The following is a 17906-nucleotide window of genomic DNA, read 5'->3' on the forward strand; positions in this document are numbered from 1 at the left end:
CATCAAAAAAGGAAACCGCCATGCGCGAGAACGCCAAAGACCCCGAACGCCACGCCCGCCGAATGGCGGCCAAACAGAAAATTATGCAGGACCGCATCAGCCGTGCCCAGAACGAGAAAGGGGTACTGCTGGTGCTGACCGGACCGGGCAAGGGCAAGAGCAGTTCCGGCTTCGGCATGGTGGCCCGCGCCCTGGGGCACGGCATGAAAGTGGGGGTGGTGCAGTTCATCAAGGGCAAGTTCAGCACCGGTGAAGAGGCCTTCTTCCGGGATCTGCCCAACGTGGATTATCACGTCATGGGCGAAGGCTACACCTGGGACACCCAGGACCGGGAGAAAGACGTCGCGGCCGCCGAAGCCGCCTGGGCCGTCGCCGGCAAGATGCTCAAAGACCCCAGCTATGACATGGTGCTGCTGGATGAGCTGAACATCGCCCTGCGTTACGAGTACCTGGACCTGGACCGGGTGCTGGACGACCTGCACGAACGCCCGGAGATGCAGCACGTCACCGTCACCGGCCGCTATGCGCCCAAGGAACTGATCGAACTGGCGGACACCGTGACCGAAATGAAAGTGGTCAAGCATGCCTTCAAGGATCAGGGGATCAAGGCCCAGAAAGGCGTGGAGTTATAAGGGGCCATGACCACCTTAATGATTCAGGGCACCACCTCGGACGCCGGCAAGAGCACGGTGGTGGCGGCGTTGTGCCGGTGGCTGCACCGTCAGGGTGTGTCGGTGGCGCCGTTCAAACCCCAGAACATGGCCCTCAACAGCGCGGTCACCGTGGATGGCGGCGAGATTGGTCGCTCCACCGCGCTACAGGCACTGGCCTGCGGTCTGGAGCCCCACAGCGACATGAACCCGGTGCTGCTCAAGCCCCAGACCGACTGCGGTGCCCAGGTGATCCTCCGGGGTCAGGTCTACGGCAACATGGACGCCGTGGATTATCACGCCTACAAGGCCGAGGCCCGGCACTCGGTGCAGGCGGCTTGGCAGGCGTTGCGCGAGCGCCACGACGTCATCATCGCCGAAGGCGCCGGCAGCCCGGCGGAAATCAACCTGCGGGCCAACGACATCGCCAACATGGGGTTTGCCGAAATGGTGGACTGTCCGGTGCTGCTGGTGGGCGACATCGACCGGGGTGGGGTGTTCGCCCAGCTGGTGGGTACCCTGGAACTGATCTCCGAATCCGAACGGGCGCGCACCCGCGGTTTCATCATCAACCGCTTCCGCGGCGACATTGCGCTGCTGGAACCAGGGCTGGATTGGCTGACCGAGCGCACCGGCAAGCCGGTGAACGGGGTGCTGCCCTACCTGCACGGTCTGGTGCTGGATGCCGAGGACGCCGTCGGCACCTCCAGTGAGCACCAGGCTGGCGCCCTGAAGGTCGTGGTGCCGGTGCTGCCCCGCATCAGCAACCACAACGATTTCGACCCGCTGCGGCTGCACCCCGGCGTCGAGCTGACGTTTGTCGGCCCGGAACAGGCCCCGCCGCCGGCAGACGTCATTATCCTGCCCGGCAGCAAGCACACCCGCGGTGACCTCGACTGGTTACGCGCCAATGGTTGGGTCGAGGTGATCGAGCGTCACCTGCGTTACGGCGGCCACCTCTTCGGCATCTGCGGCGGTTTTCAGATGCTGGGCCAGCGTGTCGACGATCCGCAGGGCCTGGAGGGCAAGCCCGGCACAACCGCCGGTCTCGGTTGGCTGGAGACCCAAACCCGCATGGTCCCCGGCAAGCAGCTGACCCGGGTCCGCGGTACCCTGAAGGCGCCGGGTAGCGCCGAGACCGTCACCGTGTCCGGCTACGAAATTCACAACGGTGTCACCACCGGCACGGGGCTGCAACGGCCATTGCTGAATCTGGACGACAAACCGGATGGCGCCATCAGCACCGACGGCCGGGTGATGGGCACCTACCTGCACGGGGTGTTCGATGAGCCGGCGGCCTGCGCGGCCCTGCTGGCCCATTGGGGCCTGAACGATCAGGGCCGGGCGGTGGATTATGCCGCCCATCGGCAAAGACAGCTGGATCGGCTGGCGGACGCCGTGGAGGAGTGCCTGGATACCGAGTGGTTGACCGCATTGCTCGGTATCTGAGCGATGCCTGGGCAGCGGTCGGCCCCAGTCTGGGGATCATCGAACCCAGGTTGGGGTTCTCGCCGCTGGGTTACGAAACACAGTCGGTGATCACCCCAACGCCAGTAACAGCAGCAACACCAGCTCCGACATCACCACACTCGCGCCCAGGGCATCGCCGGTGTAACCACCCAGTTGGCGCTTCAGGCTCCAGCCCCACAGCGCGGCGGTACCGGCGGTGGCGAGGGTGGCCCACAGCAGCAGCCAGCCCGACCACAGGCTGGCGACCAGCCCCACCAGTACGGTGAACAGCGTAGCCACCAACAGCCGGTCGGCGGAGAAGGACTCGGCCACCGGTTTGCTCTTGCTGCGGTCGCGGTCGGAAACATAGTCCAGGTAGCGCATCAGCAGCAGCGGCGTGAGGCGGGCGATGCAGGGCGCCAGCAGCAACGCCAGAGCGGTGGTGCTTACCTCCAGCAACAGTAGCGCCTTGAGGCCGAGCGCCATGACCAGCGCCACCGTGCCGTAGGTGCCGATGCGGCTGTCTTTCATGATCTTGAGCTTGTCGCGTACGGTCATGCCGCCGCCGAGGGCGTCGGCGCAATCCGCCAGACCGTCCTCGTGGAAGGCGCCGGTGAGCCAGAGATGGAAGGCCAGCACCAGGCCCACGCTGACCGCCGGGCTCCACAGCGTCGCCAGCAGCAGGAACAGCAGGCTGTAACTCAGACCCAGCAACAGCCCTACCAGCGGGAAATACAGGCTGCTCTGGTTCATCAGTTGCGGACTGTAGTCGATCCGCACCGGCATCGGCACCCGCGACAGAAACCCCACCGCCAGCCAGAATGCCTGCCATTCTCTATTCAATTCATTGTTGCACACTCGATTCGGTCTTCGATTCGAGGCCACCTTGGTCTCCGTCACGGTTCCGCTCCCTTGCTTGGATGCCGGTATTCTAAGGGCAAACGCTGCCCGAATCAGTGGCTGTGGACATTGGCGGCGTTGCCATTGCGTCAGTTGGGGCAGGTTCGGGTTGGCAGCTCGCTGCTGGCGAGTGTTTAATAAGGGGACTGACATTACTTCGTCGCCAACGCCTGTGACCGGGCCAGCTGGGGGTAGCGTTCATGGCCAGTTCAATCCCCGAGGTACGAACGTTTCTCGATGCCGCAACGCACACCTTCAGTCATGTGGTGCGTGATCCCGACAGCACCGCCTGCGCCATCATCGACTCGGTGCTGGCCTTTGACGCCGCCACCGGTGGCCTCGATACCCAGCCCTGCCAGGCCCTGATCGATTACGTGCGGGACGCGGGGCTGGAGGTGCAGTGGCTGCTGGAAACTCATGTCCACGCCGACCACCTGACGGCGGCGGCTTACCTGAAAGACTGTCTCGGCGGGCGCACTGGAATCGGTGAACAGACTATCCAGTTGCAGGCCAGGTTCGCCGAGGATTTCAATTTCGGTCCCGAGTTCGTCGCCGATGGCAGTCAATTCGATCGCCTGTTTCAGGATGGCGACCGCTTTCGCATCGGCACCTTGACAGCTCGGGTGCTGTCCACGCCGGGTCACACCCCGGCGTGTGTGAGCTATGTCATCGGCGACGCCGCCTTTGTGGGCGACACCCTGTTCATGCCCGACAGCGGCACCGCGCGCTGCGATTTTCCCGGCGGAGATGCCCGCACCCTCTATCGTTCCATCACCAGAATACTGACGCTGCCGCCGCAAACCCGGTTGTTCCTGTGTCACGACTACCAGGGCGGCGAGCCAGCGCAGATCCGTTACCAGACCACCGTGGCCGCCCAGCGCGAGGCCAATGTCCATGTCCATGAGGGGGTGACCGAGCCGGCCTTCGTGGCGCTACGCACGGAACGGGACGCCGCTTTGCCGATGCCGCTGCTGTTCCCGTTTGCGGTGCAGGTGAATATCCGGGCCGGCCGGTTACCGTCGCCGGAGCACAACGGCCAGGTGTACCTGAAGGTTCCGGTACACCGGGTTTGAGTCGCGCCCGGGGAGTCTTCGGCGGTTCGGAAAGGCGTTCACCATGGGTATGAGCCTCAACATTCTTTCCGCTACCCAGCTTTGGGTTACCGGGGGGCTGTTTTTCGCCCTGTTGTACCTGGCGGCAATGGGGGTGGACTGGGGCCGGCTCAAGAGCGAGCGGGCGTTGCAGCACAGTTGCCTGGGCGCGGCGGTGGCTTTGGGCCTGCTGTGGCAGCTGCGGGCCGGATTGTCACCGGGGCTGACCATTCACATTTTTGGCATGACGGTGGTAACCCTGATGCTGGGATGGGCGCTGGCGATCTTCGCCGGATTGCTGGCGTTGTTGATGGTGGTGATCACCGGCCGGGAGCCGTTGCTGCTGTTTGCCGCCAATGGCCTGATCACGGTGATGATGCCGGCATTGGTGAGCCACGGCATCATGGTGTGGGAGCGTCGTCGCAACTTTCGCAATTTCTTTGCTTACATCTTCTTCTGCGGTTTCTTTGGCGCGGCCATTGCGGTGGCGCTGGCCGGCTGCACGATGGTGCTGATGCTGTGGGCGTCCGGTACCTACAGCTGGTACCAACTGGTGCACGAATACCTGCAGTATCTGCCGCTGATCATGCTGCCGGAGGCGTTCGTCAACGGCACCGTGGTGACCGGGCTGATGGTGTTCAACCCGGAGCTGTTGCTGACCCTGGATGAGCGGCGGTATCGCTAAGCCAGCGGAAAGGGGGCGCCCTAATGGGTGTCCCCCATATCCAATCTCACTCGGCCGCGGCGCGGGCCTGTTCCAGCCAGCCGTCGAAGGTGGCCCGGTGGTTCTCGATCCAGGCCTGGGTGTGGGCCATGATATCGCGCTGGGAGTCCTCACCCTGGCGGATCTTCATGTTCTCCGCACTGACGTCGTTCACCGACAGGGTCATGATCTCGAACAGCTTGGCGGCGGCGGGGTTGGCGGCCGCCCATTCCTTGTTGGCCACGATGCGCTCGCTGTTGATCTCGAAGCCATAGTTGCGGCCGTTGGGCAGTTCGGTGTCGGAATTGTTGGGGTTGGCGGAGAACGGCACCTCCAGCCACACCACGTCCCTACCGGGCACCAGGATGCCGGAGACCCAGTACGGGGTCCAGGTGTAGTAGAAGATCGGCTCACCCTCCTTGTAGCGGGTGATGGTGTCGGAAATGATGGCCGCGTACTGCCCCTGCTTGTGGCTGATGGTGTCCCGCAGCTCGAAGGCGTCGAGCTGGTGTTCGATCACGCCTTCGCAGCCCCAGCCGGCCTGGCAACCGGTGAGGTCGGCCTTGCCGTCACCGTCGGTGTCGAACACCTTGGCGATGTCCGGGTCCTTGAAGTCCCCCAGGTTGTCGATGCCGTATTTGTCGGCGGAGGCCTTGTCGACCAGATAGCCCTGGGCGGCGCCGCTGATGTAATGGCCGCTGCGGTAGAATTCGTTATCGCCACCGGCATTGGCGTACATGGTGTTGTGCAACGGATACCAGTTCACCGCCATGAAGGTGGCATCGCCGTTGGCGATGGAGGTGTAGCCGGCGCTGTAGTCCACCTCCTGGATCGGCTGCACATCGTAGCCCAGCGCCCGCAGCGCCTCGTTGATCAGCATGGTCTGGAAGGTTTCTTCGGCAATCGGGCTCTGTATGGGCTGAACGGTCACTCCTGCCCCGGGCATGGACTGGGCCATTGCCACGGTGCCGAGACTGCCGGCCAGAAGGGCCGTCGTGAGTGTCAATTTGATGTTCATAGTGCGTGCTCCTGCGTGCCTGGGTGTGTTGTCGAACCTGTCGTTGCCTATCCTTGGGTGCCTTTGTTCTTCACCAGCGAATAAATCAGCCCGGCGGGACCGGACTGGTACCAGTGACGTACTCCCCGTTCCCGGGAATCCTTGCCGAGGGCCTGGGTCATCCGGTCGAGGATGATGGCCAGAATCACGATGCCGATGCCGCCTACGGTGGCCAGGCCGATGTCGAGCCGGCCGATGCCCCGCAACACCATCAGCCCCAGGCCGGGTACGGCGATCATCGAGGCGATGACCACCATCGACAGCGCCAGCATCAGGGTCTGGTTGACCCCGGCCATGATGGTGGGCATGGCCAGCGGTAACTGGACCTTGAACAGCAGTTGTCGCGGATTGGCGCCAAAGGAGCGGCTGGCCTCCACCAGATCCGCCGGCACCTGGCGGATGCCCAGGTTGGTGAGCCGGATTACTGGGGCCACGGCGAAAATGATGGTGACGATGACGCCGGGCACGTTGCCGATGCCGAACAGCATGACAATGGGGACCAGGTAGACGAACGCGGGGGTGGTCTGCATGGCGTCGAGCATCGGTCGCACCGCACCGGCGACCCGGTCGCTTTTGGCCATCCAGATGCCGGTGGGAATGCCGATCATCAGGCAGAACAGTACCGAGGTGATCACCAGGGCCAGGGTGGTCATGGCTTCGTTCCAGGCGCCGATGGCGCCCATGGCCACCATGCCCGCCATGGCGGCAATCCCCAGGCGCAGGCTGGACAGCTGCCAGGCCAGCAGGCCGAATGCCGCCACCACAATCAGCGGGTGGATGCTGAGCAGGGTGGTGTCGAACACTCCCAGGGCCAGATCCACCGGCTGTTTGATCAGCTGGAAGAACACCCGGAAATTTTCCACCAGCCAGTCGATGCCATCCTCCACGCCGCCCTGAATGTCGAACCATTCGGTGCGAAACGGTTCCTGCCAGGTGTTCTCCTGGCGCTGGATGGTCTGGGATTGGCTCAGCCAGCTGTCCGGGCTGGTCTGTTGCGGACCGGCACTGCCCCAGGGGTCGGCTTCGCCCTGGGCGTCGGCATGGATGTCCGGCACCGTCACATCGGCCCAGGGATTGGCGCCGCCGGTGGCGTCATAGGGCACGTCGTCGTTGCGTTCTTCCGCCATGATCAGTCACCTTCCCGGTCCAGGGCGTGCAGCAGTGAGGCCCGGGAGATGACGCCCAGGTACCGGTTGCTCTCGTCGACCACCGGCAGGCCGCAGGGGGCAGCGGCCACCAGGCCGATGATGTCGTGCAACGAGGTGTCGCTGCGGATGGGCGCGATGTCGTTGAGGTACGCTTCGGACAGCGGGCCGTCACCACCATTGCGTGCCATCAGCGAATCGATGGACACCACCCCCTGGTAATGCTGCTGACGATCAACGACATAGCCGTAATCGCGCTCATGCTGGCGCAGCCGCTCCAGAGTAGCGGGAATGGCCGCGCCCTCCCGTTCGATGACAGTGACCTGCTTGCGCTGGGCGGCATCGGCGGCGGTGAACACCGACGATTTGTCGACGCCGCGGAAAAATGAACGGACGTAGTCGTCGGCGGGATTCTTGAGGATCTCATCGGGGGTGCCGACCTGGACCACCCGGCCGCCCTCCATGATGGCGATGCGATCACCGATGCGCATGGCTTCATCCAGGTCGTGGGAGATGAACACCACGGTGCGGTCGGAGTTCTCCTGCAACTTGATCAGTTCATCCTGCATCTCGGTGCGGATGAGCGGATCGAGGGCGGAAAAGGCCTCGTCCATCAGCATGATTTCCGGCTCGTTAGCCAGCGCCCGGGCCAGCCCCACCCGCTGCTGCATGCCGCCGGAGAGTTCGTCCGGATAGCTGCGGATGTTGGCTTCCAGGCCTACCTGGGCCAGGGCATGGCGGGCCCGGCGGTGGCGTTCGTCACGGGGTGCGCCAGACAGCTCCAGGCCGAAGGCGGCATTGTCGATGACGTTGAGGTGGGGCATCAGGGCAAAGGACTGGAACACCATGGTGATCTTGTCGCGCCGGAGCTGGTTCAGGGCCTTGTCGGACAACCGGGAGATGTCCTGGTCGCCGATCCACACCTCACCGGAGGTGGGTTCGATCAGACGGTTGAGCAGGCGTACCATGGTGGATTTGCCGGAGCCGGACAGCCCCATGATGACGAAGATCTCGCCTTGGTAAATGTCGAAGGAGGCGTCCATAACGCCGATGGTCTGCCGCGTCTGCTCAAAAATATCGGCCTTCGATACCCCCTGGCGAACCAGCTCCATGGCCTTGTCGGGGTGATCACCAAATATTTTGTACAGGTTTTTGACAACAACCTTGGGCTTCATAACGACTGCTGGCCTATGTGTTTTTTATTGTAGGGCGAGCCCGAAACGGGCCGGGTAACGTTTCGGGTTGACAAATTGCTTACAGCTCTAACTATAGCAGAGCCTCGGCCATCGGGCAGGAAGACGCCTGAACGCCGTTCAGCGCTGGGGCCAGTGGCGTTGCATCTCGATGAACAGGAACGACGCGCTCCAGGTAATCAGGATCAGGCCGGTGAGTGCTTCGATGCCCGCCAGGAACCGAAGGGCGCCAAACGGTTCCACGTCGCCGAAGCCCACGGTACTGAACACGGTGAACGAAAAATACACGCAATCCAGCAGGCTGCCGCTGAAATTACCGATCAGCTGGCCCCAGCGCTCGCCGTGGTGCATCAGGTAATAGCCGCCGGCAAACACCCAGACCTCGACGGCGTGGGCGACCAAAGCCCCCAGCACCGCCAGCAGGATGCGGCTGCGGTGGTAATGGGGGCCAAAGTGCGTGAGTAGCTGACCCAGGCGGCGCAGAAACTCGTAGTGAATGAATACCGTCACCACCACGAGCAGCGAGATGAAAGCGATGGCCTGATACACAAAAGCCTTCCGGTTTGCATAAGAAATGGATTTAACTTCAGAATTATAGCGCTTAAGAGGGATTCGCAACCGGCGCCCATTGGCTATGTTGGCGTAGGCATCGGGGATGGCGGCAATCTCGTTGGCCCGGCCCTCTGCCGGCGAAGACTAACCTAAGGCTGGACTGGATCTATGCTCAAACGTTTCATCCCCTTGCTGGTGCTTGCTCTCGGCTTCGCCGGTTTTATGGCCCTGAAACTCACCCGGCCGGAACCGCCCCAGGTTGCCGCCCAGGAGCGCAGCTGGCGGGTGGAGATCATGGCGGTCGCCTTGCGGCAACATCGCCCCGAGCTGGCACTGTATGGCCAGTTGACGGCCCCGGAAATGGCCACTCTGGCCGCACCGGTGGCGGCGCAGGTGGCCAGCCGGCCGGTGGCAGACGGCCAGCGGGTGGCCGCGGGCGAGGTTCTGGTGGCGCTGGCCGAGGCGGATACCGCGCCCTTGCTGGTGCAGGCCCAGGCGGAAGTGGCGGATCTTGAAGCCCAGCTGCGTTCGGAATCGATCCGCCACGCCAACGATCGACAGGCGCTGGCGAACGAGCAGGCCATAGTGGTGAACGCCGAGCGCCAGCTGCAACGGACCCGAACCCTGGTGGCGCAGAATCTGGCATCCCAGGGCCAGCTGGATAATGCCCTGGATGCGCTGGCCCAGGCCCGGCTGGTACTGGCGGGTCGAGAACGCTCGATCCAGGAGCACCCGACGCGACAACAGCGCCTTGAGGCCCAGCTCAGCCGCGCCGAAGCGCAGCTGACGGCAACCCGGCGCGATGTCAGCCGCAGTGAGGTGACGGCGCCGTTCGCCGGGGTGATCACCCGTCTGCAAGCGGCGCCAGGTGACCAGGTGGCCCGTAACCAGGCGTTGCTGTCGATCTACCCGGTACATGGTCTGGAGCTGCGAGCCCAGGTGCCCCATGTGTACCGGGAGGAGCTCGCTGCCGCGCTGGCCCGCGGCGAACCACTGGAGGCGGTGGCCACGGAGGGACGCTACCGGTTCCAGATGAAACGGTTTGCCGGGGAGAGTGCGCCGTCCGGTACCGAGGCGATCTTCCGCTTACTGGGCGAGGCGGGCTCGCTGCGTCCGGGCGGCATGTTGCCGGTGGTACTGCAGCGCCCGGCGGTTGCCTCGACGGTCGCCGTCCCCTACAGCGCGTTGTACGGTAACAGTGGCGTCTACCTGGTGACAGCGGACCAGCGACTGCGCCGCATCGAGGTCCAGCGGCAGGGGGAGGTGCACCGACCCGGTGACCAGCGCTGGGCATTGATCAGTGGAGAGAACCTGGCGGATGGCCAGCGGCTGGTGGTGACTCACCTGCCCAATGCCATTGAGGGGCTGAAGGTGGACATCGCGGACGAGGTGACACCCTGATGGCTCAGCGTCGCGGTGTGATCGGATTCTTCGTCCATCACCGGGTCGCCGCCAACCTGGTCATGCTGACCATGCTGCTGGGCGGCCTGCTGGCCCTCACTCGCATGAACATTCAGTTTTTCCCGACCTTCGCCCTCGATGTGGTCAGTGTCCGGGTGATCTGGAGCGGGGCCTCGGCGGAGGATGTGGAGCAGGGCATCACCAATCCGCTGGAACAGCGGCTGCGCAATCTCGACGGCCTGAAGAAAATGACCTCCACCTCCGCCCAGGGCATTGCCAGCATCAGCCTGGAGTTCGAGGAAGGCACCGAACCCATTCAGGCGCTCGACGACGTGCGCCAGCAGGTGGACGAGTTCACCAATCTGCCGGTGGACGCGGAAGAGCCGCAAGTGGCACGGGTGGAACGTTATGAGCCGGTGGCCCGGCTGCTGATCCATGGTGATCTGGATGGCGAGGAGCTGCGTCGGCTGGCCTACCGGTTTGAAGACGAGCTGCTGCGCCAGGGCATCGACCGGGTGGACATCAGTGGCTTGCCGGAACTGCAGGTCAGCATCGAGGTGCCGGTGGAACGGCTGGAATCGTTGCAGCTGTCACTGGACCAGATCGCCGAGCGGGTGCGGGAGGTCTCCCGGGACCTGCCGGCAGGGTTGCTGGGCCAGCAGGACGCGACACGGGAACTGCGGGCGGTGGAGCAACGCCGGGATGCCCAGGCCTTCGACAGTATTCCGCTGATCAGCAGCGATCGGGTTCGCATCACCCTGGGCGACGTCGCCACGGTGACCCAGGAACCCCAGGCCGGCCAGGTTACCCTGAGCCGGGATGGCCTGCCGGCGGTGGAACTGAGATTGAGCCGGGCGGAGAACGGTCACTCGCTGCGGGCGGCGGAGGCACTGGCTGTCTGGTTGGCCAAGACCCGGTCGCAATTGCCGCCGACCGTGCAGCTGGAAGTGTATGACGAGAGCTGGCAACTGATCGATGAACGCATCTCGTTGCTGCTCAATAACGGCCTGGGTGGTTTGGTGCTGGTGATCCTGCTGCTGTACCTGTTCCTGCCCGGTCGGGTGGCCTGGTGGGTGGCGGTGGGGATACCGACCGCGTTCCTGGCGGCCATGGCGGTGCTGTGGGGTGTGGGCGGCTCCATCAACATGATTTCGCTGTTTGCCCTGATCATGGCGCTGGGGGTGATTGTGGATGACGCCATCGTGGTGGGCGAAGACGCCGACGCCCATTCGCGGCTGGGTGAGGGCTCGATGCACGCCTCCGAAGGCGCCGCCAAACGCATGGTGTGGCCGGTGCTGGCGTCGTCGCTGACCACGGTGGCGGCGTTCATGCCGTTACTGGTGGTGGGCGGCATCATCGGCAATATCCTGCAGGACATCCCGGTGGTGATGATCTGTGTGCTGGTGGCGTCATTGCTGGAGTGTTTCATCGTGCTGCCGGCGCACCTGCGCCACGCCTTCGTCAGCAAGCCCGCGGTGGAGCGGCGCAACCCGGTGGCCTCGCTGCGCCGGCGCTTCGAACGGGGGTTCGAGCGGTTCCGCGAGGGCACCTTCCGGCGATTCTCCCGAACCACGCTGCATTATCGGGGCGCGACCCTCTGCTCGGCGTTGGCACTGACCCTGGTCACGGTGGGCTTGCTGGTGGGCGGGCGGCTGGAATTCAATTTCTTTCCGACGCCGGAGCCGTCGGTGTTCTACGCCAACGCCAGTTTCGTGACCGGTACCAACCGGGAAACGGTGGATGCCTTCCTGGTCGAAATGGAACGCAGCCTGAACGAGACCGAAGCGGCGCTGGGTGGCGGCTTGATCCTGCATGCCGTCACCAGTCACGGCCGCACGCTGTCTGCCGGGTTTGGCGCCCGCACCGGCGATGAAGTGGGTGCGATGATGGTGGAGCTGGTGCCGTCCGACCGCCGCCAGATCCGTAATCCCGCATTCATCACCGCCTGGCGTGAGCGACTGAGGTTGCCGGCCGGGCTGGAGAACCTGGCCATAGATGAGCGTCGTGCCGGCCCGCCGGGCAAGGACATCAATATCCGGCTTACCGGCGACAATGCCGAGGCCCTGCGCCGGGCGGCCGATGATCTGGCTCAGTCGGTCCGCGCATTGCCCGGGGTGCTGGATGTGGAGGATGACATGCCCTGGGGGCGGGAGCAGCTGATCTATGGGGTGAATGGCTTTGGCGATGCCCTGGGGCTGACCACCGAAAGTCTCGGGCGTCAGCTACGGGCGGCGTTTGACGGCCGTATCGCCCAGGTCTACCAGGACGGCCGCGACGAGGTGGAGGTGCGGGTGCAGCTGCCCCGAAACCAGCGTGAGCAGCTCAGTACTCTGTCGCGGCTGACGGTGCGGTTGCCGGATGGCCGCTTCGTACCCCTGGCCCAGGTCATGACGCTGGACCACCGCCAGGGCTTCCAGGCTCTGCGCCACGCCGATGGCGCCTTGGCGGTGGAAGTAAGCGCGGCGCTGAACAGTCGGGTGATGACGGCGGACAAGGCGCTGGCCAGTCTGCAGGAGCAGGTGTTGCCGGCGTTGGTCAGTCGCTACAACCTGCGCTACAGCTTTGAGGGCCGGTCGGCGGATCAGCGTGAAACCATGGCGGACATGCGCACCGGCATGTTCATCGGATTGGGGCTGATGTATGTGGTGCTGGTGTGGGTGTTCGCGTCCTGGAGCCTGCCGCTGATCGTCATGGCGATCATTCCGTTCGCGCTGGTGGGTGCATTGCTGGGCCATTGGCTGATGGGCCTGCAGCTCACCATTCTGTCCCTGTTCGGGCTGTTCGGGCTGTCTGGCATCGTGGTCAACAACGCCATCATCCTGGTCACCTTCTACAAGCAGCAGCGCAGCCGTGGCCTGACCATCAACGAGGCGCTGAATGAAGCGGTGGTGCAGCGGGTGCGGGCGGTGCTGCTGACCTCCCTCACCACCATCGGCGGGTTGTTGCCGCTGCTGTTCGAGACCTCGCTGCAGGCGCAGTTCCTGATCCCGATGGCGACCTCCATTGCCTTTGGCCTGGGTTTGTCGACGCTGCTGGTGCTGGTGGTGATTCCGGCGTTGCTGTCCTATCTGGAGCAGTTCCGCGAGTGGCGGCAGCCGTTGCTGGCGGAGGGCGCGCGCGAACCCTCCGCCTGAAGGGGGATTATTCCAGTGAGGTGGCGCCGATGCGGTGAATGCTGACGTCGGCGCCGTTGAATTCTTCTTCCTCGCTCAGGCGCAGGCCGACAATCGCCTTGATGACGCCGTACACCACCAGGCCGCCGACAAACGCGACGACCACGCCGGCGAGAGAGCCGATCAGCTGGGCCATCAGGCTCACGCCACCGAGACCGCCGAGGGCTTCGAGGCCGAAAATGCCGGCGGCAACACCGCCCCAGACGCCACAGACCCCGTGCAGGGGCCACACCCCGAGCACATCGTCCAGGCGCTCAATCTTGGCCTGGGCCCATTCAAACAGGTAGACAAAGAGCGCGCCGGCGACGCCGCCGGTGATCAGCGCACCAACCGGGTGCATAAGGTCGGAGCCGGCACACACGGCCACCAATCCGGCCAGCGGGCCGTTGTGAATAAAGCCCGGGTCCTTGCGGCCAAGCACCATGGACACCAGTACGCCGCCAACCATCGCCATCAGGCTGTTGACCGCCACCAGGCCGCTGATGCCATCGAGGGTCTGGGCCGACATCACGTTGAAGCCGAACCAGCCCACGGTGAGGATCCAGGCACCCAGCGCCAGGAACGGAATGTTGGACGGGGCGAAGGCCACCACCTTGCCATTGCGGTAACGGCCGTTGCGGGCGCCCAGCAGCAGCACCGCCGCCAGGGCGATCCAGCCGCCTACGGCATGCACCACAACGGAGCCGGCAAAGTCGTGGAAGCTTGCACCAAATTGGGACTCAAGCCAGCCCTGGAAGCCAAAGTTGCCGTTCCAGATCAAGCCCTCGAAAAACGGGTACACCAGGGCCACGATCAGGCCGGAGGCCACCAGCATCGGATAGAACTTGGCGCGTTCGGCGATGCCGCCGGAGACGATGGCGGGAATGGCCGCGGCGAACGTCATCAGGAAGAAAAACTTGACCAGCTCATAGCCATTGCCGGTCGTCAACTCACTGGCGCTACTCAGGAAATGGTTGCCGTAGGCGAGGTAGTAGCCGACAAAGAAGTAGGCCACGGCGGAGATGCCGAAGTCGGTCATGATCTTGACCAGGGCATTGACCTGGTTCTTGTGCCGGACGGTGCCCACCTCCAGAAAGGCAAAGCCGGCATGCATGGCCAAAACCATGATCGCGCCAATGAGGATAAAAAGCGTGTTTGCGCTTTCAGTCAGGGTGTGTACTGCACTCGTGATATCCACGGGTTGATCGCTCCTGAGGGTCTGACCGCCCCGGCGTTGGGGCGGGCTGTGCATGAAAGTCGTCAGGAGCAAGCAAGCGGTGTTCCATAATGGAGCGTTTTGAGTGTTGGTAGTAGCTTGCGGGCATATTTTGGGGCATTCGAAAGCGCGAGCGATGGGTATCTACCCAAAAAAGCACGAAAACAGTGCAATATAAGGGCGCTATGCGCCAATTGGTTCTAAATTGGTGCGTAGTTACCAGGTCAGGTCCGAGGGCGGGCGTGAATCGGTTCGGATATCCGGGCTCAGGGTCTCGCTTTGGCCGCTTTCAATCAGTTCGCGCAAGCGTGCCTCCTGTTCTTCCATGGGGCCATTGAGGTCAATGATGATTTCCACCCGCCGGTTCTGGGCGCGGGACTCCGCGGTGTCGTTGCTCGCCCGTGGCTGGGTGTCCGCCAGGCCCTTGACCACCAGCCGGGGCGGCGCCACGGCGCCGCTTTCCAGCAGCACGTTGGCTACCGACGAAGCCCGTACCGCCGACAGGTCCCAGTTACTCTGGAAGCGCGAACTGCGAATCGGCACATCGTCGGTGTGGCCCTCGATGGTGAGCCGGCCGGGGATGTCGGCGAAGACTTCGGCCATGTCCAGCAGCAGGTCCTCGAACTCCCAGGTGACGTCCGCCGAGCCCGACGGGAAGGAGCCCCGTTCCTCGATACGGATGACGATGCGGCGTTCTTCCTCGGCCAGTTGCACCCGGCCATCACGGATGGCCTCATCCAGTACCTTGGCCACCTTGGCGGTGGTTTCCGCCATGCTTTCGGCAATCTCCCGCTCGATGCGCTGATCGATGGGGCTGCGCAGCGTCTCAAGCTCCGGTGCCTGCTCCGAGGTGGTCTGGCGGACTTCGTTCACCACCGTGGGCTCTGGCGGCGCCGGCGAGAAGGAATCGAACACCGGGCTGGTCCCCATGGGCACTTCCAGCACCGGCACCTCCCGCTGCACGCCGAAGGCCTTGGCCAGTTCGCCGGCAATCTGCTTGAATTTCGCGGCATCGATCTCGGAGAACGACAGCAGCAGGACAAAGAAGCACATCAACAGCGACATCAGGTCGGCAAAGGTGACGACCCAGGCCGGTATGCCCGGTTTTTCCTCTTCAGGCAGTTCATCCATGATGGCTTAACCAGCGGCCTCCTCGGCGTTGCCGTTACGCTCCCGCTTGTCCGGCGGCAGATAGCTGGTCAGCAGCTGTTCGATGATGCGGGGGTTCTTGCCCTCCTGGATGGCTACCAGGGCGTCGGTGTACAACGATTGCAACCGCGCCTCCTCGGTCATCCGCAGGGTCAGCTTGTCGGCGATGGGGCCGGCCAGCATGGTGGCGATCATGGCGCCGTAGAGGGTGGTGAGCAAGGCCACCGCCATGGCGGGACCAATGGACTTGGGGTCTTCCATGTTGGACAGCATCTGCACCAGGCCGACCAGGGTGCCGATCATGCCCATGGCCGGGGCGACGTCGCCCAGGGCGGCAAAGACCTTGGCGCCGGAGCGGTTGTGATCCAGGGTCATCAGTCGTTCCTTGGACAGCAGCTCCTTGACCGTATCCGCCGTTTGGCCGTCCACCAGCATCTGGATGCCCTGGCGCAAAAACGGCGAGCTCACCTCCCGGCTCTCCAGGCCCAGCACCCCTTCCTTGCGGGCCACCTGGGCGATGTCGATGATTTCGTCAATGCTCTCCTCGGTGTCCGGCAGTTTGAACTTGAACGCCCGTACCGCCACTTTGAAGGCGCCCAGGAACTGGCCAAAGCTGAACTTGGCCAGCACCACCAGCAGGCTGCCCCCGACCACAATCAGCAATGAGGCAGAGTTGATGAAAACCCCGGGGGCAGCCCCGAGAATGATGGCGGATGCAATAAGCAGGATGGCCCCGACCAGGCCGATAAGGGTGGCAAAATCCACTGTGGCTCCGAACACTTGGCTGTTGATCAGAGCAAAGGATAGTTGGCGTTGCCTGCTCTCGCAACGCCCTGAGGGGGCCGTTTGTGCCAGAACGTGATCGGTGCTCAGGTCAGGCCGCGCACCAGTGCGGCGCCTCCGGCCAGGGCGGCAATGGTGAGGATGAGGGGGCGCATGGCCTGGAAGGGCACCCGGTTCACCAGCGCGCCGGACAACGCAAAGCCGGCGATCACCCCGGGGGCGGTGACCAGAAACAGTGCCAGCTCCCGTTGCCGGATGAAGCCGGCCAGGGCGAGGGCGGTAATGCTGGCGAAGCTGGCAAAGGTGAAAAAGGCGGACAGGTTGGCGCGCACCAGCGGCCCTTGCTGGTCCTGGTAGATCAGCGCGATGGGCGGGCCGCCCACCGCAGTGATGGTGCCCATATAGCCGGAGGCGGCCCCCGCCAGCGTGCTACTGCGGGCGTTCAGGCCAGGGCGCAGGCCGGCGAGGCTGAGGGCTACCGCAAGCAGGATCAATAGGCCGAAGGCCAGCTCAAAGCCCTGGGTGGACAACGCCATCAGGGTGAAGCCGGCAAGTAGGGTGCCGACAATGTCGCCGCCGATGGCGAAGCGCACGTCGCGGAAGCTGAGGCTGGCCCGGTTGCGCACCAGCATCATCACCGTCAACAGGGCCGCGTTAAGCGTCAAGGGGCCGGGAATGAAGGCGGGGTAGATCAGGAACAGCAGGGGGGCGCACAGCGTGCCGATGCCGTAACCGGCCACACCCTGCAGGCAGGCACCGGCGAGAATCACGCCATTGGCCAGCAGGATTTGCAGCAGGCCGGCGTCGGTCATGGTTGCGGTTGGTCCTGCAGCTCCTTCCAGGCCGCATAACGGTGCAGGTCGGACTCCACCATGGCCAGGCAGGCGGCGACCACGCTGGCATCGTCGAGCAGGCCGAAGCCGAGGATGAGGTCGGGTATCAGGTCCAGCGGATTGAGCACGTAGATCAGTGCTCCGGCAACGGCGGCAACGGTTTTCCAGGGCACGGCCCGGTAGCGGCCCTGCCAGTAATCCCTCAGCATATCGAACATCAGGCGGATATCCGTGCTGAAGCGGGCGAGTTTGCCGCTGCGTTTGATTTTGTGCTCGATGCGTTGCTGGCGTTCCAGCAAGGCCGCCAGGTCGGCCTCGGCAACTTTGTTGGCTTCGGCCTGCAGTTCTGCTTCAGCCCGGTGCTGGTTGAACGGCTTCATGGCTTCGGGTTCGCTCCCTGAATGGTGGTACGCCCATCTTCCCCCATGGCTTGCCGGTTGCCAACCACCGTTGCCCTCGTTGGCGGAAGGTGCGTATCGAATACCGGTGAAAGCCTGGGAGCTTTGGGGCGTGCTGGACTGGCAGGAGGAGCGGCCGATTAGGTGCCTCAATCACTACAATCTGTTCGGTGCCGGTTATCTGTCGGCCTGTCGGCGCTGTCTGACGACGGTTGAGGTGCTGTAAGCCCGGCA

17 protein-coding genes are annotated in these 17906 nt (G+C 64.0%); 7 read left to right on the top strand and 10 right to left on the bottom strand.

Features of this window, described 5'->3' with window-relative positions:
- The first annotated feature begins 20 nt into the window (after nt 1-20).
- Both cobO and N6L25_RS01595 read left to right on the top strand, forming a co-directional pair.
- Nucleotides 21-632, top strand: a complete 612-nt coding sequence (gene cobO, locus N6L25_RS01590) for a cob(I)yrinic acid a,c-diamide adenosyltransferase (protein WP_271977277.1) — start codon at nt 21-23, stop codon at nt 630-632.
- A gap of 6 nt (nt 633-638) precedes the next feature.
- A complete protein-coding gene (locus N6L25_RS01595) occupies nt 639-2099 on the top strand; it encodes a cobyric acid synthase (protein WP_271977278.1) in 1461 nt (486 codons plus the stop codon).
- A 90-nt stretch (nt 2100-2189) separates the two neighbouring features.
- Here the strand turns inward: N6L25_RS01595 and cobS are convergent, their stop codons facing one another.
- A complete protein-coding gene (gene cobS / locus N6L25_RS01600; protein ID WP_271977279.1) occupies nt 2190-2999 on the bottom strand; it encodes an adenosylcobinamide-GDP ribazoletransferase in 810 nt (269 codons plus the stop codon).
- A 200-nt stretch (nt 3000-3199) separates the two neighbouring features.
- On the opposite strand from cobS, the gene N6L25_RS01605 reads away from it, so the two are divergent.
- A complete protein-coding gene (locus N6L25_RS01605) occupies nt 3200-4072 on the top strand; it encodes an MBL fold metallo-hydrolase (RefSeq protein ID WP_271977280.1) in 873 nt (290 codons plus the stop codon).
- A gap of 43 nt (nt 4073-4115) precedes the next feature.
- Nucleotides 4116-4775: an energy-coupling factor ABC transporter permease gene (locus tag N6L25_RS01610; RefSeq protein WP_271977281.1), complete on the top strand. Its 660-nt coding sequence runs from the start codon at nt 4116-4118 to the stop codon at nt 4773-4775.
- 46 nt (nt 4776-4821) lie between these two features.
- On the opposite strand, the gene proX is transcribed toward N6L25_RS01610, so the two are convergent.
- The 4 genes from proX to N6L25_RS01630 form a co-directional block, all read right to left on the bottom strand.
- A complete protein-coding gene (proX, locus tag N6L25_RS01615; protein ID WP_271977282.1) occupies nt 4822-5811 on the bottom strand; it encodes a glycine betaine/L-proline ABC transporter substrate-binding protein ProX in 990 nt (329 codons plus the stop codon).
- Nucleotides 5812-5858: 47 nt separating this feature from the next.
- Nucleotides 5859-6977, bottom strand: coding sequence for a glycine betaine/L-proline ABC transporter permease ProW (gene proW / locus N6L25_RS01620; RefSeq protein ID WP_271977283.1), 1119 nt, complete (start codon nt 6975-6977; stop codon nt 5859-5861).
- A gap of 2 nt (nt 6978-6979) precedes the next feature.
- Nucleotides 6980-8170 carry a glycine betaine/L-proline ABC transporter ATP-binding protein ProV gene (gene proV, locus N6L25_RS01625; protein WP_271977284.1) on the bottom strand — a complete coding sequence of 397 codons (1191 nt, stop codon included), beginning with the start codon at nt 8168-8170 and terminating at the stop codon, nt 6980-6982.
- A 138-nt stretch (nt 8171-8308) separates the two neighbouring features.
- Nucleotides 8309-8737 (bottom strand): potassium channel family protein, encoded by a 429-nt coding sequence (locus N6L25_RS01630; protein ID WP_271977285.1) that lies wholly within the window; start codon nt 8735-8737, stop codon nt 8309-8311.
- A 171-nt stretch (nt 8738-8908) separates the two neighbouring features.
- Between N6L25_RS01630 and N6L25_RS01635 the strand changes: the two genes are divergently transcribed.
- Nucleotides 8909-10141: an efflux RND transporter periplasmic adaptor subunit gene (locus N6L25_RS01635; protein ID WP_271977286.1), complete on the top strand. Its 1233-nt coding sequence runs from the start codon at nt 8909-8911 to the stop codon at nt 10139-10141.
- Nucleotides 10141-13275 (top strand): efflux RND transporter permease subunit, encoded by a 3135-nt coding sequence (locus N6L25_RS01640; protein WP_271977287.1) that lies wholly within the window; start codon nt 10141-10143, stop codon nt 13273-13275. Before N6L25_RS01635 ends, N6L25_RS01640 begins: the two co-directional genes overlap by 1 nt.
- Before the next feature lie 7 nt (nt 13276-13282).
- On the opposite strand, the gene N6L25_RS01645 is transcribed toward N6L25_RS01640, so the two are convergent.
- The 5 genes from N6L25_RS01645 to N6L25_RS01665 form a co-directional block, all read right to left on the bottom strand.
- Nucleotides 13283-14491 (bottom strand): ammonium transporter, encoded by a 1209-nt coding sequence (locus N6L25_RS01645; protein WP_271977288.1) that lies wholly within the window; start codon nt 14489-14491, stop codon nt 13283-13285.
- Nucleotides 14492-14725: 234 nt separating this feature from the next.
- The gene (locus tag N6L25_RS01650; RefSeq protein ID WP_271977289.1) at nt 14726-15640 is read right to left on the bottom strand and encodes a flagellar motor protein MotB; all 915 of its coding nucleotides are present in this window, start codon (nt 15638-15640) and stop codon (nt 14726-14728) included.
- Between the two features lie 6 nt (nt 15641-15646).
- Complete coding sequence (gene pomA / locus N6L25_RS01655) at nt 15647-16423, bottom strand: flagellar motor protein PomA (protein WP_271977290.1); 777 nt, start codon at nt 16421-16423, stop codon at nt 15647-15649.
- Nucleotides 16424-16527: 104 nt separating this feature from the next.
- Complete coding sequence (locus N6L25_RS01660) at nt 16528-17253, bottom strand: sulfite exporter TauE/SafE family protein (protein WP_271977291.1); 726 nt, start codon at nt 17251-17253, stop codon at nt 16528-16530.
- The gene (locus N6L25_RS01665) at nt 17250-17654 is read right to left on the bottom strand and encodes a YkvA family protein (RefSeq protein WP_271977292.1); all 405 of its coding nucleotides are present in this window, start codon (nt 17652-17654) and stop codon (nt 17250-17252) included. Before N6L25_RS01665 ends, N6L25_RS01660 begins: the two co-directional genes overlap by 4 nt.
- Here N6L25_RS01665 and N6L25_RS01670 point away from each other — a divergent pair.
- Nucleotides 17653-17898 carry a hypothetical protein gene (locus N6L25_RS01670; protein WP_271977293.1) on the top strand — a complete coding sequence of 82 codons (246 nt, stop codon included), beginning with the start codon at nt 17653-17655 and terminating at the stop codon, nt 17896-17898. The two genes, N6L25_RS01665 and N6L25_RS01670, sit on opposite strands and share 2 nt — an antisense overlap.
- The last annotated feature ends 8 nt before the right edge of the window (nt 17899-17906 follow it).

This window comes from Marinobacter sp. SS21 (assembly GCF_028369065.1).
Lineage (GTDB): Bacteria > Pseudomonadota > Gammaproteobacteria > Pseudomonadales > Oleiphilaceae > Marinobacter.